Source organism: Rubrivivax gelatinosus IL144, from assembly GCF_000284255.1.
GTDB classification, from domain to species: Bacteria; Pseudomonadota; Gammaproteobacteria; order Burkholderiales; family Burkholderiaceae_C; genus Rubrivivax; species Rubrivivax gelatinosus_A.
The window spans coordinates 3,253,075-3,270,619 of the sequence record NC_017075.1 but is presented as its reverse complement, the minus strand read 5'-3'; the positions used below and the strand labels follow the sequence as shown (position 1 = coordinate 3,270,619).

Here is a 17,545-nt window from a genome sequence, read left to right as displayed (position 1 = left end):
CCGCCTACGCGCCCGTCAGCAGCAGCAGCGACAGCCAGGCGCCGGTGACGTAGGTCCCGGCGGCGCCGACGAAGCGCAGCGCCGACGGCCGCGACAGCGTCCTGGCCGTCAGCAGCCCCAGCGCCAGCAGCAGGCGCGCGGCGGTGGCCGCGACGATCAGCCCCAGCACCAGGCCCGAAGGCGAGCGGCTGCCCAGCAGCAGGAACAGCAGGCCGAGGAAGGGTGCGTACTCCGCGGTGTTGCCGTGCGCCCGCACCAGCCGGTTCAGCAGGCTGTCGGGATCGTCGTCCACGCCGATCAGCCGCCGGCTGCGGCCGCGGGCGCCCGACACCGCCAGGCCCAGCCCGAACAGCAGCAGGCCGAGCAGCGCGGTGCAGACCAGCGCGACCGGATGAAGCTCCGCGAATGGCATCTCGTCTCCTCGTGAAAACGCGGCGCGGGGCCGCCGGATCTCAGCGGCCCGGGGCGGCCGGCTGCAGGCTGATGCGCCGCCGGGGGTAGTCGATCGTGACGATGTAGTCCTGCAGGAAGGCGTTGCCGATGCGCAGGTCCCAGCGCTCGTCGTCGTGGCCCGAGCCCGGCGCGTAGAGCACGGCGGGCACCCGGCGCGCCGCCACCGGGCCCAGGCGGAACTCGCCCACCTCGGTGCGGCGGTGCGTGGCCGCGCCGTTGATGCCGACCGAGCTCGCCGCGGGCAGTTCGTCCAGGCGCCCGTCCAGGCCCAGCGCCGCGGCGGCGCGCGGCGTCAGCTGCAGGCTGGCGTTGGAGCCGGTGTCCAGGTTGGCGACCAGCCGGTGGCCGTCGACCAGCGCGCCGTCGATCAGGATCTCGTCCTCGTCGCGAAACGGCAGCGCCGCCGCGTCCAGCGCGGGCGGCATCGCGGCCAGGAAGCGGATGCGCCGCTGCGCGTAGTCGAACTGCACGACGCGCCCGGCCAGCAGGCTGTAGCCCAGCACCGCGCGGATCGGGCGGCCCAGCGCCTCGCGCACCTGGGACAGGTCCAGCGCCAGCGCGTCCACGTCGCGGGCCTGCAGCGCGCCCAGGGCCACGCTGGGGATGCGCGTCTCGCGCGCCGGGTTGCGGCCGGCGCCGCCGCCGGCCACCTCGGCTGCCGGGCCGGTGGTCTGCAGGCCCAGCTCGCGGGCCGTCGCGGCGTCGATGCCCGACGGGTTGACGCCGGTGTCCAGCAGCACCTCGTAAGGCCCGGAACCGGCCAGCATCGCCTGGACGACGACGCTGTGGCGGTGGAACTCGAAGCCGACCTCGGCCAGCGTCGGCGTGCTGCCCAGGCGGTCGGCCAGGAAACGCAGCACCTGCTGCTGGGCGTCGGCGCGCGCCGCGGGGTTGGGCGCCACCGTGACGCCCTGGCCGGGGTGCACGCCGTTGGGCACCTCGGTGCGCCGGTGCGGCGCCTTCAGCGCCGGGTTGTCGAAGTCGTGGAAGGTGTCGGGGTAGGTGACCAGGCGCACCGAGTCGCCGCGCGCATTGGCGCTGGCGGCCAGCACGCGGCAGGCCTCGGCCGGGGTCCAGTCGTCGGCCTCGCCGATCAGCAGCAGCAGCGGCACCGCCGGGTGGAAGTCCTCGGGATGGCGGGCGCGGGCGCTGCAGCCGGGGTAGAAGGCGATCGCGGCGTCGTAGCGCGGCGCGCCGGGGCGCTGGCCGGTGATCGTCGCCAGCACGCTGCCGGCGCCGTGCGACCAGCCCAGCAGCGCGATGCGTCCGGCCGCCACCTCCGGCCGCGTGCGCAGATAGGCCAGCGCCGCGTCGGCGTCGCCGGCGCGGTCGTGTTCCTTCAGCGTGCGCTCCTTCATCGGCTGGGTGCAGAGCTCGCGCACGCCGCGCGGGCCGAAGCTGTCGAGCATCAGCGCCAGGTAGCCGTGCGCGGCGAGGAACTCGCCCCACATGCGGTGGCGCGGGTTGAGCGTGCCGTCGCGGCCATAGGCGCCGCCGCAGCCGTGCATCATCACGACGGCCGGGTGCGGGCCGGCGCCGTCGGGTGCGAAGACGAAACCGTTCAGCGGCGCCGGTGACGAGGACAGCCCGGCGCCCGGGATCTCGACGTGCTGCGGCGGCGTGGCCGCCATCGCGGGGGGCGCCAGCAGCCAGGTGCAGGCCGCCAGCATCCAGGCGGCGGGGCGGGGGAGGATCAAGCGTGGCATCGGTCGGGCACTCCGCCGGCGCGCCGGCGCCGGGCGCGGGCGAGCGTACGCCATCGCGATCTGTTGGGATACTCGCGTCCATGCCGTTCCGATTCCCTCGATGACTTCGCCGACACCGCAGCCCCTGGCCTTGAAGATCCTGGTCGGCGTCGCGCTGCTGGGCCTGCTCTACATGGGCCGCGACGTGCTGGAGCCGATCGCGCTGGCGATGACGCTGGGCTTCGTGATGGCGCCGATCGTGCACCGCATGCGCCGTCTCGGGCTGGGCCAGGCGCCGGCGGCGATCGTCGCGCTGCTGCTCGTCGGCGCGGTGGTCGGCGCGCTCGGCAGCGTCATCGTCGGCCAGCTCGGCGACCTGTCGCAGGAGCTGCCGCGCTACGAGAACAACGTGCGCCAGAAGATCGGCACGCTGCGCGAGACGATGCTGCGGCCGCTGCAGGAGGTGCAGGGCCGCGCCGGCCGCCTCGTCGGCGACCTCGGGCCGGCGCCGGCGCAACCGGCCGAGCCCGCGTCGCCGGCCACGGCCGACGACGCCAGCGTCTCGCTGGCCGGCCAGCTGGCCGCCGCCGTCTGGGGGCCGCTGGGCTTCGTCGGTGTCGTCGTGCTGGTGCTGGTGTTCGCGCTGCTCGAGCAGGACGCGCTGCGCGACCGCCTCATCCGGCTCATCGGCGGGCGCGACGTGCGTGCGGCGACCAGCGCGCTCGACGACGCCGGCCAGCGCCTGTCGCGCTACTTCATCTCGCAGTTCTCGGTGAACGCCGGCGTCGGCCTCGCGATCGGCGGGCTGCTGGCGCTGCTGGGCGTGCCGCACGCGGCGGTCTGGGCGGTGCTCGGCGGCCTGCTGCGCTTCGTGCCCTACGTCGGCTTCCCGGCGGCGGCGCTGCTGGCCGGCGCGATGGCCGCGGCGATGGTGCCGGGCTGGGAGCTGATGCTGCAGACGCTGGCCGTGTTCCTCGCCGTCGAGCTGGTCGCGGCCTACGTCGTCGAGCCGCAGCTCTACGGCCACACGACCGGGCTGTCGCCGTTCTCGGTGGTCGTCGCGGCGATCTTCTGGGGCGCGCTGTGGGGGCCGGTCGGGCTGCTGCTGTCGACGCCGCTGACGCTGTGCCTGGTGGTCGCCGGGCGCCACGTGCCCTCGCTGGCTTTCCTCGACCTGCTGCTGGGCGACGCGCCGGCGCTGGACCTGTCGCAGCGCTTCTACCAGCGCTCGATCAGCGGCGACGCGGTGGAGATCCTGGCCGACGCCCGTGCCTTCCTGAAGCGCAAGCCGCTGGCGGCGTACTGCGACAAGGTCGTGATGCCGGCCTTCGAGCTGGCGCGGCAGGACTTCGAGCGCCAGCAGATCAGCCCGCAGCAGCAGGCCGCGGCGCAGCGCGTGATCCTGCAGGTGCTGGCCGAGCTGACACGCTCGCCGCTGCCGGCACGCCGCCGCGCCGCGGTGCTCGACGGCAGCGGCCTGGGCCTGCGCCTGCGCCGCGAACGCGAGAGCGTCGAAGGGCGCTGGCAGGGCCCGCTGGACGTGCCGCCGGGCTCCTTGATGCTCTGCGTCAGCCTGCCCGACCCCGGCTCCGAGCTCAGCGCCGAGCTGCTGGTGCGCGTGCTGCGCAGCGAGCGCTTAGACGCCCGCCACGCGACCGTCAAAGAGCTCGCCGAGGTGCCGCCGGACGCACGCGCCGACGCCGTCGGCGTGGTCTTCGTGGTCTGTAGCGGCGAGGCCTCGGCCGAGGACGTCGGTGCGCTCGACGTCTGCCTGGCGCAGCTGCCGCAGGCGCGTGTCGTCGCGCTGCTGCCGGCCCAGATGGCGGCGCAGCCGCCGCGCGACCCGCTGTCGTCCGAGCGCCACCACCACACCGCCTACTCGTTCGAAGAGGCCCTGAGCCTGGTGCAGCGGCGCCCGGCCTGACGCGATCGGGGGCCGGCAGCAACACAGCGGCTCGCCAGCGCCCAGGCGCGTGCCGGCGCCGACCAGGCGACCGCCAGCTACCGCCAGACGGTGCTGACGGCGCTGCAGGAAGTGGAAGACAACCTCGTGCTCGCCGACCAGCTGCGCCAGGAAGCCGAATGGCAGCAGCAGGCGCTGCAGGCGGCGCGGCGCAACCGCGAGATCACGCTGGACCAGTACCGCGCCGGCACCGCCAGCTACCTCGCCGTCGTCACGGCGCAGACCGCGGCCTACACCAGCGAAAGCAGCTGGCTGGCGCTGCGCAACCGCCAGCTCGCCGCGGTGAACCAGCTGCTGAAGAACATCGCCGGGCGCTGGCAGCCGGTCTGAGGTTCCGGGGGGCGGCCTCGGCCGCTTGATCCACGCCAGCCGTTTTGTCGGCGTGCTCCTTATGCTCGGCGTGGACGATCGGCGTGCGAGGGAGGCACCAGTCCATGAGTTTCAGGAACCATCGCGCCGCGCTGCCGGCGCTGCTGCTGTGCGCGGCGCTGGCCGGCTGCGCCGGCACGGGCACCGGCTACCACGAGCGCACCGCGCTCGGCGAGCTGTTTCTCTTCCGCCAGGGCGGCTACGAGGTCGAGCAGCTGGGTCCCGACGACTACCGTGTCATCTACGAGGCCGGCATAAGCACCCCCGAGGACCGCAGCCGCAAGTTCGTGCTCTACCGCTGTGCGACGCTGGCGCTGGAGAAGGGCGCGCGCGGGTTCCGCCTCGACAAGCCGGTCGACCTCGTGAAGGCGCCGATGCCGATGCACAAGCTGCTGTACGGAGCCCGCGTGCGGCTGCTGGCCGACCCGCAGCCCGACGGCCGCCTGGTCTTCGACGCCACGCAGGTGCAGCAGGAACTGGAACCGTTCATCGCCCAGTTCCGCTGAGCGTGCCGGCCGCGGGCGCGGCCCAGACGCTGGGCGCCGGACCGTGGCGCACGCGGCGTCCCGTCGCCACTGCCATCCAGGCCAGCAGGGCGGCGCCGACGGCGGCCGTCAGGTCCACGCCCAGCGCCGCGGCCGAGGCCGGCGGCCACGGCCCGAGCCCGGGCGCGAGAACACCGAGCAGCGAGCTGGCCGGGATCGCCGCGGTCAGCACGACGGCCGCCCACAGCAGTTGCACCGAGCCGCGTGCGCTGCCGCGCCAGAAGGCCCAGCCGATCGCGGCGAAGAACACCGCGTAGTACAGCGCGCGGTGGCCGGCCGCGACGTCGGCCACCAGGCCCGGCAGCCACTTGGCCGCGGCGATCGTCGCCGAGATGCCGCAGACGCTGCCCAGGCAGACGCCGATCGTGCCGGCGGCCATCCAGCGCGTGCGCCGCGGCGGCTCGGCGCCGCGTTTGCGCCGGCTCTCGATCCACAGCAGGTTGCCGCTGTAGAACAGCCAGGCGCCGGCCAGGCCGAGCACGAAGTACAGCCATTTCACCGGGTCGCCGGCGAACGAGGCCATGTGCAGCGCGAAGAAGCTGCTGATAAGCTGGTTGGCCGCGGACTGGTGGCCGGGCAGCGAGTCGTGGTTGACGATGCGCGCGCTGTACGGGTCGACGGCGACGAAGCCGCCGCGTGCGCGCGGCGCCACCGCGCTCTCGTCCTGGCCCCAGACGCGCACGATGGCACGCGGCCCCGCCGCCTGCTGGTACTGCAGCGCCGTCGGCACGAAGCTGGGCGCGATGGCGCGCACCGCAGCCAGCAGCTCGGCCGGCGCGCGCATCGTCGCCGGGTCGCGCGGCGCCGCGCCGGCGCTGGCCGCCGGGCGCTGGAAGGCGCCGGCCAGCCGGCCTTCGTGCAGCAGCCGGTCCTGCAGGGCGTAGATGCCGTCGTGGAAGGCGAAGACCACCGCGGTCAGCGCCATCACGAGGTGAAAAGGCAGGCTGACAATGCCGACGACGTTGTGCGCGTCCAGCCACAAACGCTTGAGGTTGCGGCCGACGCGCAGCGCGAAGAAGTCCTTGACCAGCGAGGGCAGCAGCACGACGACGCCCGACACCAGCGCCAGCGCATACAGCGCCGAGACGACGCCCATCAGCCAGCGGTTGGGGTCGTTGTCCACCGGCAGGCCGACGACGCGGTGCAGCACGTCGATGAAGTCGCCGAGCTGCGTCGGCGCCACCGGCTGGGCGGCGACACGGCCCTCGGCGTCCAGCGTGGCGACGAAGTGGCGCAGGTGGCGGCCGTCGTGGTCGTCGGCCCCGGGGTCGCGCACCTGCCAGCTCAGCCGGCCGGGCAGGTTCTCGGCGTCGTGCAGGTGCAGCGTGAAGTCGCGCGCGGCAGCAGGCTCGGCCCGCAGCGTGCGCACGATCAGGTCTTGCGCCTGCGCCAGCGGCACCGCGGCCTGCTGCGCCGGTGGGCTGGCCCAGCGTGCCAGCGGTTCCTTGAAGACGGTGAGGGCGCCGGCATAGAAGGCGATGAACAGCGCCATGCCGGAGACGATGCCGGTCCAGGTGTGGACCGACTTGTAGACACGCAGGATCTCGGCTCGCATCGGGGTTCAGGAAACAAGGCGCAGCAGCGCCCAGGCGCCGAAGACGGCGAGATTGGCCAGGCCCAGCGTGCGCCAGGCGCGCCAGCCGTCGGCGAAGCAGAAGCAGCCCGACAGCGTGCCCAGCCAGATCGGCGCCACCATCCACATCGCCAGCTGCGCGCGCACGGCCAGCGGCAGACCGGTGGCGAGCAGGCTGAAGACGGCGCTGCAGCCCAGGCCCAGCGTCAGCCCGAGCAGGCTGCCGGCCAGCGTCTTGGCCAGCCAGTCGCGGCGCATCGGTTCAGCGCGGGCCATCGGGCGCCCCCCGCAGCACGGTCAGCAGCGCGCCCGAGTAGGGCAGCAGCGCCAGCGCCAGCATCAGCGCGGTGGCGAAGCAGAAGGCCGCGGCCAGCGGCTGCAGCGTCTGCGCCATCAGCAGCGGCGACAGCGCCCACAGCAGCGCCGCGGCGGCGCGCGCCGGCACGGCGGGCCAGGGGCGCGCGCGCCAGCGCTGGTGCGGCGACGCCAGGTACAGGCAGGTGCAGCCGGCGAACGTGGTCGCCAGACCCAGCAGCGTGAAGCTCATCGTGTCGGTTCGCCTTGCGCGGGTTGATCGAGGAAGAACTGCAGCCCGCGCGACAGCGCCGGCAGCCAGACCCAGCCATGGTGTTCGCCTTCGAACTCGTGGAAGGCGATGCGCCCCTGCCAGGCCGGCTGCGCCTGCAGCCGCGCGGCCAGCGCACGCGCTTCGCTGACCATCGGCCGCCGCGCCAGCAGCGCCAGCGTCTCGGCCGACAGCCGGCCCGGCGGCGGCGCGTCTTCGAGCGCGCCGACGCTGATCTGCAGCCGCGGCGCGGCAGCCGGTGCGCGCGCCAGGCCGTCGAGCACACGGCGCTCGTTCCACCAGATCGACGGGCTGGAAGCGAGAAATGTCGTGAAGCTCGCCGGCCGCGTGAAGGCCGCGTGCAGCACCAGCAGGCCGCCGAAGGAATGGCCGAACAGCGCCTGGCGTCGTGCATCGACCGCGTGACGGGCGGCGATGCGCGGCTTCAGCTCACGTTCGACGAAGTCGAGGAAACGGTCGGCGCCGCCTTCGAGGGCCTGGGCACCGGGCTCGGCGACGCCGACCGTGTAGTCGCGCCGCCGTGCGGCGACGTCGAAGTCGGCGTCGCCCGGGTAGCCGATGCCGACGACGAGCACCGGCGGCTGGCCGGTGACCTCGCGCCGCGACGCCACCGAACGCGCCAGGAAGGCGGCCACCGGGAAGGCGGCGTTGCCGTCCAGCACATAGAGCACCGGGTAGCCCGCGGCCGGCGGCGGCGCGTCGGGTTCGGAGACGAAGACCCGGTAGCGCTGGCCGGTGGCTTCGGAGGCCAGCTCGAACTGGCGCGCGCCGGGCAGCTTCACCGGCGCGTCGGCCGCCGGCGCGCTGCCGGCGGCCAGCACCAGCACCAGCGCGCCCAGCGCGCGCCTCAGGGTGGAGGCGGGCACGGCGCTCAGAAGTCCACCGTCATCGACGCCGCGACGCTGCGCTTGGGGCCCAGCGTGGCGATCGGCGTGCTGTCGCTGAAGCTGCCGGCGTAGTAGTGGCGGTCGAACAGGTTGTTCACGCCCAGGCGCCACTGCGTCGGCCGGCCCATCAGCCGGGTGGCGTAGCGCGCGCCGACGTCGATCTGGCTCCAGCCGGGGATGCGCTGGGTGTTGGCCGCGTCCAGGTACTGCTTGCTGGTGGCGGCGAGGCGGGCGCTGAGCGTCAGGCCCGGCAGCCACGACGTGTCCCATTCGGCGCCGAGGTTGCCTTGCCAGTGCGGCGCGCCGACGGCGTCGTTGCCGTCGTACTGGCCGTAGGCGGTCTTGGTCAGCTTGCCCTGGTTCCAGCTGGCGCCGCCGAGCACGCGCAGGCCGCGGGCCAGTTCGCCGAAGCTGTTCCACTCGACGCCGCGCACGCGCTTCTCGGCGTCGTCGCTGTAGGTCGGCGCGGCGCTGCTGCCGGTGGCCATCATCGTCGGCTTGGTGATCTCGAACAGGCTCACGGTGTTGGTGAAGGTGCCGGTCGTCCACTTCACGCCGAGCTCCATCTGCTCGGTCTTGTAGGGCTCGAAGACCTGCTGGTAGTTGGTCGCCGCGGTATCGGTGACGGTGTCGCCCTTGGTGAGGCCCTGCACGTAGTTGGCGTACAGCGAGATGGCCTGGCCCCAGGGCTTGGCGACGACGGCGACGGCCGGCGTCAGCGCACTCTCGTCGTAGTGCGCGGTCAGCGCGCCGGTGCTGGCGAAGCTCTTGGTCTCGACGCCCTGGTGGCGTGCGCCCAACGTCAGGCGCAGGCGGTCGTCCAGGAACGACAGCGTGTCGACCAGCGCCAGGCTGTCCAGCGTCGTCTCGCCGGTCTTGGGCGCCGCACCCGGCACGGCCACCATCGTCGGCGTCACCGGGCGGTAGATGTTGGAGGCGAACGTGGCCATGTTGACCGCCGAGCCGTCTTCCTGCGTCAGCCGCGTCGCGTGCAGCACCAGCTCGTGCTTGACGCCGGCGGTGGCAAAGCGCGCGCGCAGCCCGGCCTCGGCCGAGCTCGAGTCGCTGTAGCCCAGCTGGCCGACCATGCGGCCGGTGTAGTCGCCGTTGGCGGCGATCTGGCGCGCGTGCGTGCCGTTGATGAAGCCGGAGTAGTCGTGGTTGCGCCGGCCGAGGCCGGCGAAGGCGTCGAGCTGCTCGTTGATCGCGTACTCGGCGCGCGCGATGACGGCCTTGCTCTTCAGTTCGCCCCAGCCGTTGCGGAACTGGTTGGTGCTCGGGTCGGGCGCGCCGGGGATGTCGGTCGTGGCGAACCAGTACATCGCCGGCGTGCCGCCGTCGAACTTCTCGGTGCTGGTGTAGGCGTCCAGCGTCGCGGTCAGCGCCTCGCCGCGGAAGTCCAGCGCGGCCGACAGGAACTCGCGCTTCTTGCTCTGCTCGTCCAGCGTCGTGTCGCCGTCGCCGTAGGCGGTGTTGACGCGCAGGCCCCATTGCTTTTGCTCGCCGAAACGCCGGCCGAGGTCGAGCGCGAGCTCGGCCTGCGACTCCGACTGCACCCCGAAGGTGGCGCGCGTCAGCGGCTCGTCGCCGGCACGCTTGGGCACCAGGTTGACGACGCCGCCGACGCCGCCGCCCGGCGGCATGCCGCTGAACAGCGCGCTCGGGCCTTTCAGCAGCTCGACCCGCTCCAGGTATTCCACCGGCGAGTGGCCGACCGGCGCCAGGCCGTACATCCCGTCGATCGCCAGATCGCCGGCGTTGACGTCGAAGCCGCGCACGCGGAAGTTCTCGTAGGCGTGGCCGGCCGAGGTCGTGAAACGTGTCGCCGGGTCGTTGACCAGCACGTCGGCGACGCTGCGCGCCTGCTGCTCGGCGATCAGCTCGGCGGTGTAGGCCACGCTGCTGAACGGCGTGTCCATCACCGACAGGTTGCCGAGCGCGCCGACGCGGGCGCCGCGTGCCACCTGGCCGCCGGCGTGCGCTGCCGGCAGCTCGCTGGCGAGCGCGCCGGCGCTGGCCTTGACCGCCGGCAGCGCCGATTCGCGCGCCGCGTCGGCCGGCTTGACGACGACACGCTGGCCGTCGACGGTGGCGGCCAGGCCGCTGCCGGCCAGCAGGCGCTGCAGCGCCTGTTCCGGCGTCAGGCGGCCGGAGACCGCCGGCGCCGTCTTGCCGGCCACGGCGTCGGCCGGGAAGCTGAGCTGCAGGTCGGCGCGGCGCGCCAGTTCGTTGAGCGCCTGGCCCAGCGGTTGCGCCGGCAGGTCCAGCGTCAGCGGCGCGGCCGCGGTGGTGCTGGCCTGGGCCTGGGCGGGCAGGGTGCTCGCCAGGTTCAGGACGACGGCAGCAGCCGCCAGGGCCAGGGGGGCAGGGGTGAATCGCGCTCGGCGCATCGCAGGGTCCTCGATCGGGTTTTCATCGCGGGTGCCCTCGTGGCCGGCCCGCTCCTGCCGATGCAGACGCACGACCGCGCCGAACCCTCACATGCAAATGAGAATATTTCTCGTTATTTCGTGTGACCCGTCGCCGCCGGCCGGGCGACGAGTTCGAGCACGCCGTCGCGCGGCAGCAGCCGCACCGGCAGCAGCTCGGGCAGGCTCTCGGCGAAGCCGCGCGCGTCGCCGGCCGGCCAGCTGCCGCCGACGCGCAGCGCCGCGACCGCCGGGTCGCGCACGACGATGCCGGTGTTGCCGTAGCGCTCGAACTCGGCCAGCGCCTGCGCCAGCGGCACGCCGTCGAAGCTGATGCGGCCTTCGCGCCAGGCCGCCGCCGCGGCGTGCTGCACCGGGCCCGGCGCGCCGGCGGCATCGGTGGCCAGGCGATCGCCGGCGTGCAGCTCCACGGCTGGCGCGCCGTCGCCGGCGGAGACCCGCACCCGGCCTTGTTCGACCTCGACGACGCTGCGCCCGGCGTCCAGCCCGTCGCGCGTCAGGCGCACCGTGAAACGTGTGCCGGTGACGACGACGTCCAGCGTGCCGGCGCGCACGTGGAACGGCCGCTTCGCATCGTGGTGCACGGCGAAGCTGGCGCGGCCTTCGTGCAGCAGCAGTTCGCGCCGGTCGCGGTACAGGCGCACGTCCAGCCGCGTCGCGGTGTCCAGGCGCACGCGGCTGCCGTCGTCGGCGGCGTCGGGCAGCGTGACGGCGAGCTGCTCGCCGCGCTGCGTCGCGTAGTGCTGCTCGAAGCGTGGCTGCATCGACCAGCGGTCCCAGGCGGTCCAGGCGACGCCGAAGCTGGCCACCGCGACCACCGCGCTCAAAACATGCGGCAGACGGCGCGCCGGCCGCCGCGGCGCCAGCCCGGCCCGCAGCCGCTGGACCCCGGCGGGCGGCAGCCGCGCGACCTGGGCCAGCGTGGCCTCGAGTTCGGCAAACGCCTGCGCATGGCGCGGGTCGGCGTCCAGCCAGGCCTGCAGCGCCGCGCGGCCTTCGGCGTCCAGCCCTTGGCGCCGGCGCAGCGCCCAGCGCGCCGCCTCTTCGTCGTGGGGCGCGGGGGCGTTCACCTCGTGCCCTGTGCCGCGCGGCAGGCGAGCAGCCCGCGTGCGACGTGCTTCTCGACCATGCTGACCGAGATGCCCATGCGCTCGGCGATCCGGGCGTGGCTCAGCTCGTCGAACAGGTGCAGCACGAAAGCCTCGCGGCAGCGCGGCGGCAGCGCCTCGATCGCCGCCAGGCAGGCCTGGGCGTCCTGGCGCGAGGCCAGGGCCTCCTCGGGCTGCGAACGCGGCGGCGCGCTCGGGTGTTCGTCGTCGGCCAGTTCTTCGAGCGCGTCGTGCTGGCGCAGCGCAGCGCGGCGGTGGCGGTCGACGACGAGGTTGCGTGCCGTGCGGTAGAGCAGGGCGCGGCCGTCGAAGACGGTGGCGCCGCCTTGCTGCAGCGCCAGCACGCGGGCGTAGCTCTCCTGGGTCAGGTCGGCGGCGGCATGGCGGTCGCCGACCAGGCGGACGAGGAAGTTGAGCAACTCGCGGTAATGACGCTCCAGCACGGCCGAACTCTTCTGCGGGCCCGGCACCGGCGGGCGGGAAGACTGGCGGCGGCTGGTCTGTGGTGCGTTAGATAAGAATGGTTCTTATTATGTGTCATCGCGCAGCCCGCCCTTCCGGCAGTTGACGCCGCCGCACCGTCTGCCCGCCGCGCCGCAGTACAAGAGCCGCATGGACGCCGCCTGCTTCCCTCCGATCGTCTACTCCCTGCCCGGGCGCCTGCGCCTGCGTGACGCCCGGCTGCGCCGCGAGGCGCTGCGCGAGGCGGTGCTGGCGCGGCTGGACACGCTGCCGGCGCTGCGCCGGCTGCGCGCCAATGCGGCGGCCGGCAGCGTCGTCGTCGAGTACGACGGCACGCGCATCGACGAAGCGGCGATGTGCCGCGAGGTGATCGAGGCCGTCGCGCCGTGGCTGGCTGCCGCCGTGCCTCCGGCCGCGGCACCCAAGCCGCGCCGCGCCAGCCGCCGGCGCCAGTTCGCGCGTGCCAACAACCTCGGCATGCTCGCCAGCCTGGGCGGTTCGCTGGCTTTCGCCGCGGCCGGCGCGAAGGCCGCGCACGTCGCCACCGGCACGGTCTTTCTCGGTCTGCTGGGCGTGCACCTGGCCACGCACCGGCGCAGCCTGCTGCGCTGATCAGCGTTTGCGGCGCTGTCCTCGCGGCAGCCCGGCGCCGGCCAGCGCGCGCAGCAGGATCGCGATCGTGCTGCCGTTGTGCAGCATCGACGCCGCCACCGGGCTCAGCGCGCCCAGCGCGGCGGCGCCGAGGATCGTCGAGTTCAGGCCCATCGTCAGCCGGAAGTTGCTGTCGATCAGCGCACGCGTGGCCAGCGCCAGCGCCTTGGCGTCGGCGACGTGGCCGATGCGGTCTTCGAGCAGCACGAGGTCGGCGGCCAGCCGCGCGACGTCGGCGCCACGCTGCATCGCGATGCCGACGTGCGCGCCGCTGAGCGCCGGACCGTCGTTGACGCCGTCGCCGACGAAGGCGATGCGGGCACCGGACGCGGCCAGCTCGCGCAGCACCGCCGCCTTGTCTTCGGGCATCAGCCCGGCGCGGTAGTCGTCCAGGCCCAGCGCTGCGGCGGTCTCGCGCGCGCGTTCGGCCTGGTCGCCGGTCAGCATGACGATGCGGCTCACGCCCAGCTCGCGCAGCCGCGCGACGGTGGCCGCGGCGTCGGGCCGCAGCTGGTCGCGCATCGCCAGCACGCCGATCAGCGCGCCGCCCCAGCCGATGTAGAGCAGGGTCTTGCCGTCGGCCTCCAGCGCCTCGAGGCGCGGCGCGTGCGGCGCGACGGCGATGCCTTCGTCGTCCTCGACGAAGTGGCGCGAGCCGACGACGACGCGCCGGCCGTCGATCTCGCTGGCGACGCCGTGGGCGACGATGAACTCGACCTCGGCGTGGTCGAAGTGCTCGCGTTCGGGCAGGCGGTGCGCGGCCTCGACGACGGCCAGCGCCATCGGGTGCATGTAGTGCTCCTCGACCGAGGCCGCCAGGTTCAGCAGGTCGGCCGCGCTCAGCGCCGGGTCGAGCGCGATGGTGTCGGTGACACGCAGCCGGCCGGTGGTCAGCGTGCCGGTCTTGTCGAAGACGAAGGTGTCGGCCGCGGCCAGGCGTTCGAGCGCGCGTGCGCCCTTGATCAGCATGCCGCTGCGCCCGGCCTCGGCCATCGCCGACTTGAAGGCCACCGGCGTCGCCAGCTTCAGCGCGCAGGAGTAGTCGGCCTGCAGCACCGCGGCGACGCGCCGGCCGTCGCGCGACAGCGCCCAGGTGCCGGCGGCCAGCGCCAGCACCATCGGCACCAGGCGGTCGGCCAGGCGCGCGGCTTCCAGCTGCGTCTGGCCCTTGGCCTCCAGCGACTGGGCGACGAAGTCGGCGATGCGCGCCGCCGCCGCCTGGCGGCCGACCCGTTCGGCGTAGACGCGCAGCCGGCCTTCTTCGACCAGCGTGCCCGAGAGCACGTGGTCGCCGCGGCGGCGCGCCACCGGCACGCTCTCGCCGGTCATCGTCGCCTCGTTGACCAGGGCCTCGCCGCCGAGCACCGTGCCGTCGACCGGTATCACCGCGCCGGTGGCGACGATGACCGTGTCGCCGACCTGCACCGCGTCGGCGTCGATGCGCGTCTCGCGGCCTTGGCGTTCGACCCAGACCTCGGTGTCTGCCGGGCGCAGCAGCTGCGACAGCAGGGCGTCGGAGCGGCGTTCGATCGAGTGCTCGAGGTACTCGCCCAGCGCCAGCAGGAAGGACGTGGTGTTGGCCGCGACGTGGTCGCCGCGGCCGATCGAGATCGCCACCGCCGCTGCTTCCAGCACGTGCGAGGTGATGCCGGCGCGCAGGAAGTCCTCCAGCGCCTCGCCGAGCAGCGGCACGGCGTTGGCGGCGGCCACCGGGCCGCGCAGCGCCAGCGGCAGCGCCGGCCCGAGCAGCAGCGCGGCGCCGGTGCCGAGCACGTTGCCCAGCGCCGGGTCGGGCGCGGCGCCGGCGGCCGGCGCACGCCCCGGCGGCGCCAGCGCCAGCAGCTGCCGGGCCAGCGTCGCGGCGTCGGTCGCCGCCGGGTCGTAACGCAGCGCCAGCGAGCGCACCGCGGCGTTGACGCGGGCTTCGCGCACGCCGCGCAGCGCCTCGGCGGCACGGCGCAGCGCGCGTGCGTCGAGCACGCCGCCGCGTTCGACGCGGTAGCGCCAGCGCACGCGGCCGGCACAGGCGTGCGCCGGTTCGAGCGCCGCGATCCAGCGGCCGGCGCTCACGGGTTCTGGTGCAGCTGGGCGTCCATCTCGGCGCGGATGTCGGCCGCCTGTTCCTTCAGCTCCTCGAAACCGCCGGCCAGGCCGGAATAGAGCTTCATCGCGGTCTTCAGCAGCGCCGCGCGGCGGTCTTCGTCGCCCAGCACCCAGGCCGCGCCGGCACCCAGCGCCAGGCCGACGAGGAACTGCTGCTGCGCCGGCGTGCCCGGGATCCACGACGGCAGATGGCCGAACAGGCCGCCGCCGTTGCCGGCGTTGGCGGTGTTGGTCGCATTGCCGCCGTTCCAGCCGCAGGCCGGGCAGCCCGCGCAGGCCCGCTTGTTCTTCTTCTTCGTTTTCTTAGCCAAGGTCCTTCTCCTCGCGCCCGGCGTCGCCGAGCAGGGTTTCGATGATCTGCACGGCCGCCGCACCGGCGACCACGGCGGCGAGCGCGCCCCCCCACTGGCCGCGCTGCAGCGAGTGCGCGGCCTGCGTGCCGGCGGTCAGCGCGGCGCCGCCCTGCAGCGCATGGCGCAGCACGCGCCGGCCGTCGAAGCCGGGCCGGTCCTGGAAGGCCGACAGACAGGCCGCGGCGACGAAGCCGCGTGTGAAGCTGCCGTCGGCGGCCGCCATGCGCGTGCGTTTCACGCCGTGTCCCCGGTCTTGCGTGTGCGGCGGCGCGGCGTCTTGGCTGCCGCAGCGGGCGCCGGCTCGGGTGCCGGCGGGGGCGCGGGTTCGGCGGCCGGCATTGCGGCCTGGGCCTCGGGAGCGCGGCGGCGCTGGAACCAGCGCACGGCGAGTGCGCCGGCGGCAATGCCGGCCGCGAAGGGGAAGAGTTGCAGCATCTCGGGTCTCCGGTCGGTGTGCCGCGGCTGCGGCGTACCGCACGTGGAAGACCGTGATGCTGGACAGGGCCCCGCCGGCGTCGAGGCCGGGGGCCGCCTTGCCGGGAGGCAGGCGCCAACGCTCGTCTACGTACGGCGCACCGGAGGCGCGCGACACGATGCGCTGGCTGGCGAAGGCTGGCTGGCGGAAGTCGGCCCAGTCTCGGCCGGCACCCGCCCTGGGCCCTTGCGGGCGATCAAGCCGGCGTGCGCCGGCCCGGCCTCAGAAGGTTTCCCAGGCCGCTTCGGCGCTGGCCGGGTGGGCCACGGCGCGGGCTGCCGGGCGGGCCGGGGCCTTGGGCGCCGACACGGCCACCGGGGCCACGCTCGCCGCCGGCGCCGCCTCGCGTCGCGCGCCTTCGTTGCCGAGCCGGAACACGGCCACCGCATCGACGAGCTGGCGGGCCTGCGTGCGCAGGCTGTCGGCGGCGGCGGCGCTTTCTTCAACCAGCGCGGCGTTCTGCTGCGTCGCCTGGTCCATCTGCGCGACGGCTTCGCCGACCTGGGTCACGCCGTCGCTCTGCTCGGCGCTGGCGCTGCTGATCTCGCCGACGATGTCGGCGACGCGGCGAATCGAGGCCAGCACCTCGTCCATCTTGGTGCCGGCCTTGTGCACCAGCGCGTTGCCGGAGTCGACCCGTTCGACGCTGGTGCCGATCAAGGCCTTGATCTCGCGTGCCGCCTCGGCGCTGCGCTGGGCCAGCGTGCGCACCTCGCCGGCCACCACGGCGAAACCGCGGCCTTGCTCGCCGGCCCGCGCCGCTTCGACCGCGGCGTTGAGCGCCAGGATGTTGGTCTGGAAGGCGATGCCGTCGATGACGTTGATGATCTCGGTGATGCGCCGCGAGCTCTCGCTGATGCCGTCCATCGTCCGCACCACCTGGGCGACGACCTGGCCGCCTTCGGTGGCGACGGCGCTGGCCGCGGCGGCGAGCTGGTTGGCCTGCAGCGCGTTGTCGGCGTTCTGGCGCACGGTGGCGTTGAGCTGCTCCATCGACGCGGCGGTCTGCTGCAGCGCGCTGGCCTGCTGCTCGGTGCGGGCCGACAGGTCGGCATTGCCGTGCGCGATCTGATGGCTGGCGGTGGCGACGCTGTCGGCCGAGCCGCGCACCTCGGCGACGGTCTTCGCCAGATTGGCCTGCATGGCGGCCAGGGCCTGCAGCAGGCGCGCCGACTCGTCGCTGCCGCGCGCGTCGATGGCCGTGTTCAGCTCGCCGGCGCCGATCGCTTCGGCGGCCGAGACGGCGCGCGAGATCGGCCGCGTGATCGAGCGGCTGACCAGCGCGGCGAACATCGCGCCCAGCGCTACGGCGACCAGTGCGCCGGCGGCGAGCGCCCACTGGCTGAGCTGGGTGGCGGCATCCAGCGCCTCGACTTTGCGGTCGAGCACGCGGTGCGAGTGCTCGACGACCTCCTGCAGCCGCGCGAGATAGGCCTCGGCCAGCGGCTGCAGCTCGTGGTCGACGGCGGCCGAGACCTCGCCACCGGCCTCCTTGCGCTTGAAGAGATCGGCGCGCACGTCCAGGTACTTCTGGCGCTCGGCGTTGATGGCCGCGATCAGCGCCTTGCCTTCGTCGTCGTCGGTGAGCTGCACCACCTTCTCGCGCAGCGGCGCGGCGCTCCTGGAGCCTTCGAGCGCGTCGGCCTGCAGCCTCGCGGCGTAGGCGGCGTCGCTGGTCTTCAGCGCCGAGGTCACCTGGAAGAGGTTGACGCGGAGCAGCGAGGCCCACTGCTGCGTCGACTCGTTGCGCTGCATCTCGCGCTCGACCATCGAGGCCGTGGCGTCACGATGCACCTGCAGCTGCCAGACGGCGACGGCGGCGATGGCGACGGTGATCGCGAGCACGAGGGCGAACGCGAGGCCGAGGCGGACGGCGATTCTCAGTTGGGTCATGGCGGGTTG

The 17,545-nt window shown here is 74.1% G+C and carries 17 protein-coding genes and 1 pseudogene; 4 read left to right on the top strand and 14 right to left on the bottom strand.

From position 1 onward, the window contains the following. Positions 1–4: 4 nt before the first annotated feature. Positions 5–412 (bottom strand): MAPEG family protein, encoded by a 408-nt coding sequence (locus RGE_RS14970; protein WP_014429276.1) that lies wholly within the window; start codon positions 410–412, stop codon positions 5–7. A 40-nt stretch (positions 413–452) separates the two neighbouring features. After that, on the bottom strand, positions 453–2,150 hold the full coding sequence (locus tag RGE_RS23320) for an aspartyl protease family protein (RefSeq protein ID WP_158443099.1): 1,698 nt from the start codon (positions 2,148–2,150) through the stop codon (positions 453–455). Between the two features lie 139 nt (positions 2,151–2,289). On the opposite strand from RGE_RS23320, the gene RGE_RS14960 reads away from it, so the two are divergent. The 3 genes and pseudogenes from RGE_RS14960 (at position 2,290) to RGE_RS14950 (ending at position 4,976) form a co-directional block, all read left to right on the top strand. Further along, the gene (locus tag RGE_RS14960; protein WP_158443098.1) at positions 2,290–4,062 is read left to right on the top strand and encodes an AI-2E family transporter; all 1,773 of its coding nucleotides are present in this window, start codon (positions 2,290–2,292) and stop codon (positions 4,060–4,062) included. A gap of 39 nt (positions 4,063–4,101) precedes the next feature. Next, a pseudogene (locus RGE_RS14955) lies at positions 4,102–4,431 on the top strand (TolC family protein); the annotation flags it as partial. A 104-nt stretch (positions 4,432–4,535) separates the two neighbouring features. Continuing rightward, positions 4,536–4,976, top strand: a complete 441-nt coding sequence (locus tag RGE_RS14950; RefSeq protein ID WP_014429272.1) for a CC0125/CC1285 family lipoprotein — start codon at positions 4,536–4,538, stop codon at positions 4,974–4,976. Here RGE_RS14950 and RGE_RS14945 read toward each other — a convergent pair. The 7 genes from RGE_RS14945 to RGE_RS14915 form a co-directional block, all read right to left on the bottom strand. Next, on the bottom strand, positions 4,957–6,570 hold the full coding sequence (locus tag RGE_RS14945) for a PepSY-associated TM helix domain-containing protein (RefSeq protein ID WP_014429271.1): 1,614 nt from the start codon (positions 6,568–6,570) through the stop codon (positions 4,957–4,959). The genes RGE_RS14950 and RGE_RS14945 overlap by 20 nt on opposite strands. A gap of 6 nt (positions 6,571–6,576) precedes the next feature. Further along, positions 6,577–6,864, bottom strand: coding sequence for a hypothetical protein (locus tag RGE_RS14940; protein WP_014429270.1), 288 nt, complete (start codon positions 6,862–6,864; stop codon positions 6,577–6,579). Beyond that, complete coding sequence (locus RGE_RS14935) at positions 6,851–7,135, bottom strand: hypothetical protein (RefSeq protein ID WP_014429269.1); 285 nt, start codon at positions 7,133–7,135, stop codon at positions 6,851–6,853. Before RGE_RS14935 ends, RGE_RS14940 begins: the two co-directional genes overlap by 14 nt. After that, on the bottom strand, positions 7,132–8,040 hold the full coding sequence (locus tag RGE_RS14930) for an alpha/beta hydrolase (protein WP_014429268.1): 909 nt from the start codon (positions 8,038–8,040) through the stop codon (positions 7,132–7,134). The genes RGE_RS14935 and RGE_RS14930 overlap by 4 nt, the downstream gene beginning before the upstream one ends. A 5-nt stretch (positions 8,041–8,045) precedes the next feature. Next, positions 8,046–10,451: a TonB-dependent receptor gene (locus RGE_RS14925; RefSeq protein ID WP_014429267.1), complete on the bottom strand. Its 2,406-nt coding sequence runs from the start codon at positions 10,449–10,451 to the stop codon at positions 8,046–8,048. 113 nt (positions 10,452–10,564) lie between these two features. After that, a complete protein-coding gene (locus tag RGE_RS14920) occupies positions 10,565–11,560 on the bottom strand; it encodes a FecR family protein (protein ID WP_014429266.1) in 996 nt (331 codons plus the stop codon). Continuing rightward, entirely contained in the window at positions 11,557–12,042 is a 486-nt protein-coding gene (locus RGE_RS14915; protein WP_014429265.1) for a sigma-70 family RNA polymerase sigma factor, read from the bottom strand. Before RGE_RS14915 ends, RGE_RS14920 begins: the two co-directional genes overlap by 4 nt. A 169-nt stretch (positions 12,043–12,211) precedes the next feature. On the opposite strand from RGE_RS14915, the gene RGE_RS14910 reads away from it, so the two are divergent. Further along, the gene (locus RGE_RS14910; protein WP_043784154.1) at positions 12,212–12,673 is read left to right on the top strand and encodes an HMA2 domain-containing protein; all 462 of its coding nucleotides are present in this window, start codon (positions 12,212–12,214) and stop codon (positions 12,671–12,673) included. Here RGE_RS14910 and RGE_RS14905 read toward each other — a convergent pair whose 3' ends face one another. The 5 genes from RGE_RS14905 to RGE_RS24925 all read right to left on the bottom strand — a co-directional run bounded on the left by RGE_RS14905 (position 12,674) and on the right by RGE_RS24925 (position 17,536). Further along, positions 12,674–14,782 (bottom strand): heavy metal translocating P-type ATPase, encoded by a 2,109-nt coding sequence (locus RGE_RS14905; RefSeq protein ID WP_014429263.1) that lies wholly within the window; start codon positions 14,780–14,782, stop codon positions 12,674–12,676. Next, on the bottom strand, positions 14,779–15,126 hold the full coding sequence (locus tag RGE_RS14900) for a hypothetical protein (RefSeq protein WP_014429262.1): 348 nt from the start codon (positions 15,124–15,126) through the stop codon (positions 14,779–14,781). The genes RGE_RS14905 and RGE_RS14900 overlap by 4 nt, the downstream gene beginning before the upstream one ends. Next, positions 15,119–15,406 carry a hypothetical protein gene (locus RGE_RS14895; RefSeq protein WP_043784152.1) on the bottom strand — a complete coding sequence of 96 codons (288 nt, stop codon included), beginning with the start codon at positions 15,404–15,406 and terminating at the stop codon, positions 15,119–15,121. The genes RGE_RS14900 and RGE_RS14895 overlap by 8 nt, the downstream gene beginning before the upstream one ends. Further along, positions 15,403–15,603: a hypothetical protein gene (locus RGE_RS14890; protein WP_014429260.1), complete on the bottom strand. Its 201-nt coding sequence runs from the start codon at positions 15,601–15,603 to the stop codon at positions 15,403–15,405. Before RGE_RS14890 ends, RGE_RS14895 begins: the two co-directional genes overlap by 4 nt. A gap of 262 nt (positions 15,604–15,865) precedes the next feature. Then, entirely contained in the window at positions 15,866–17,536 is a 1,671-nt protein-coding gene (locus RGE_RS24925; RefSeq protein ID WP_014429259.1) for a methyl-accepting chemotaxis protein, read from the bottom strand. Positions 17,537–17,545 lie beyond the last annotated feature (9 nt).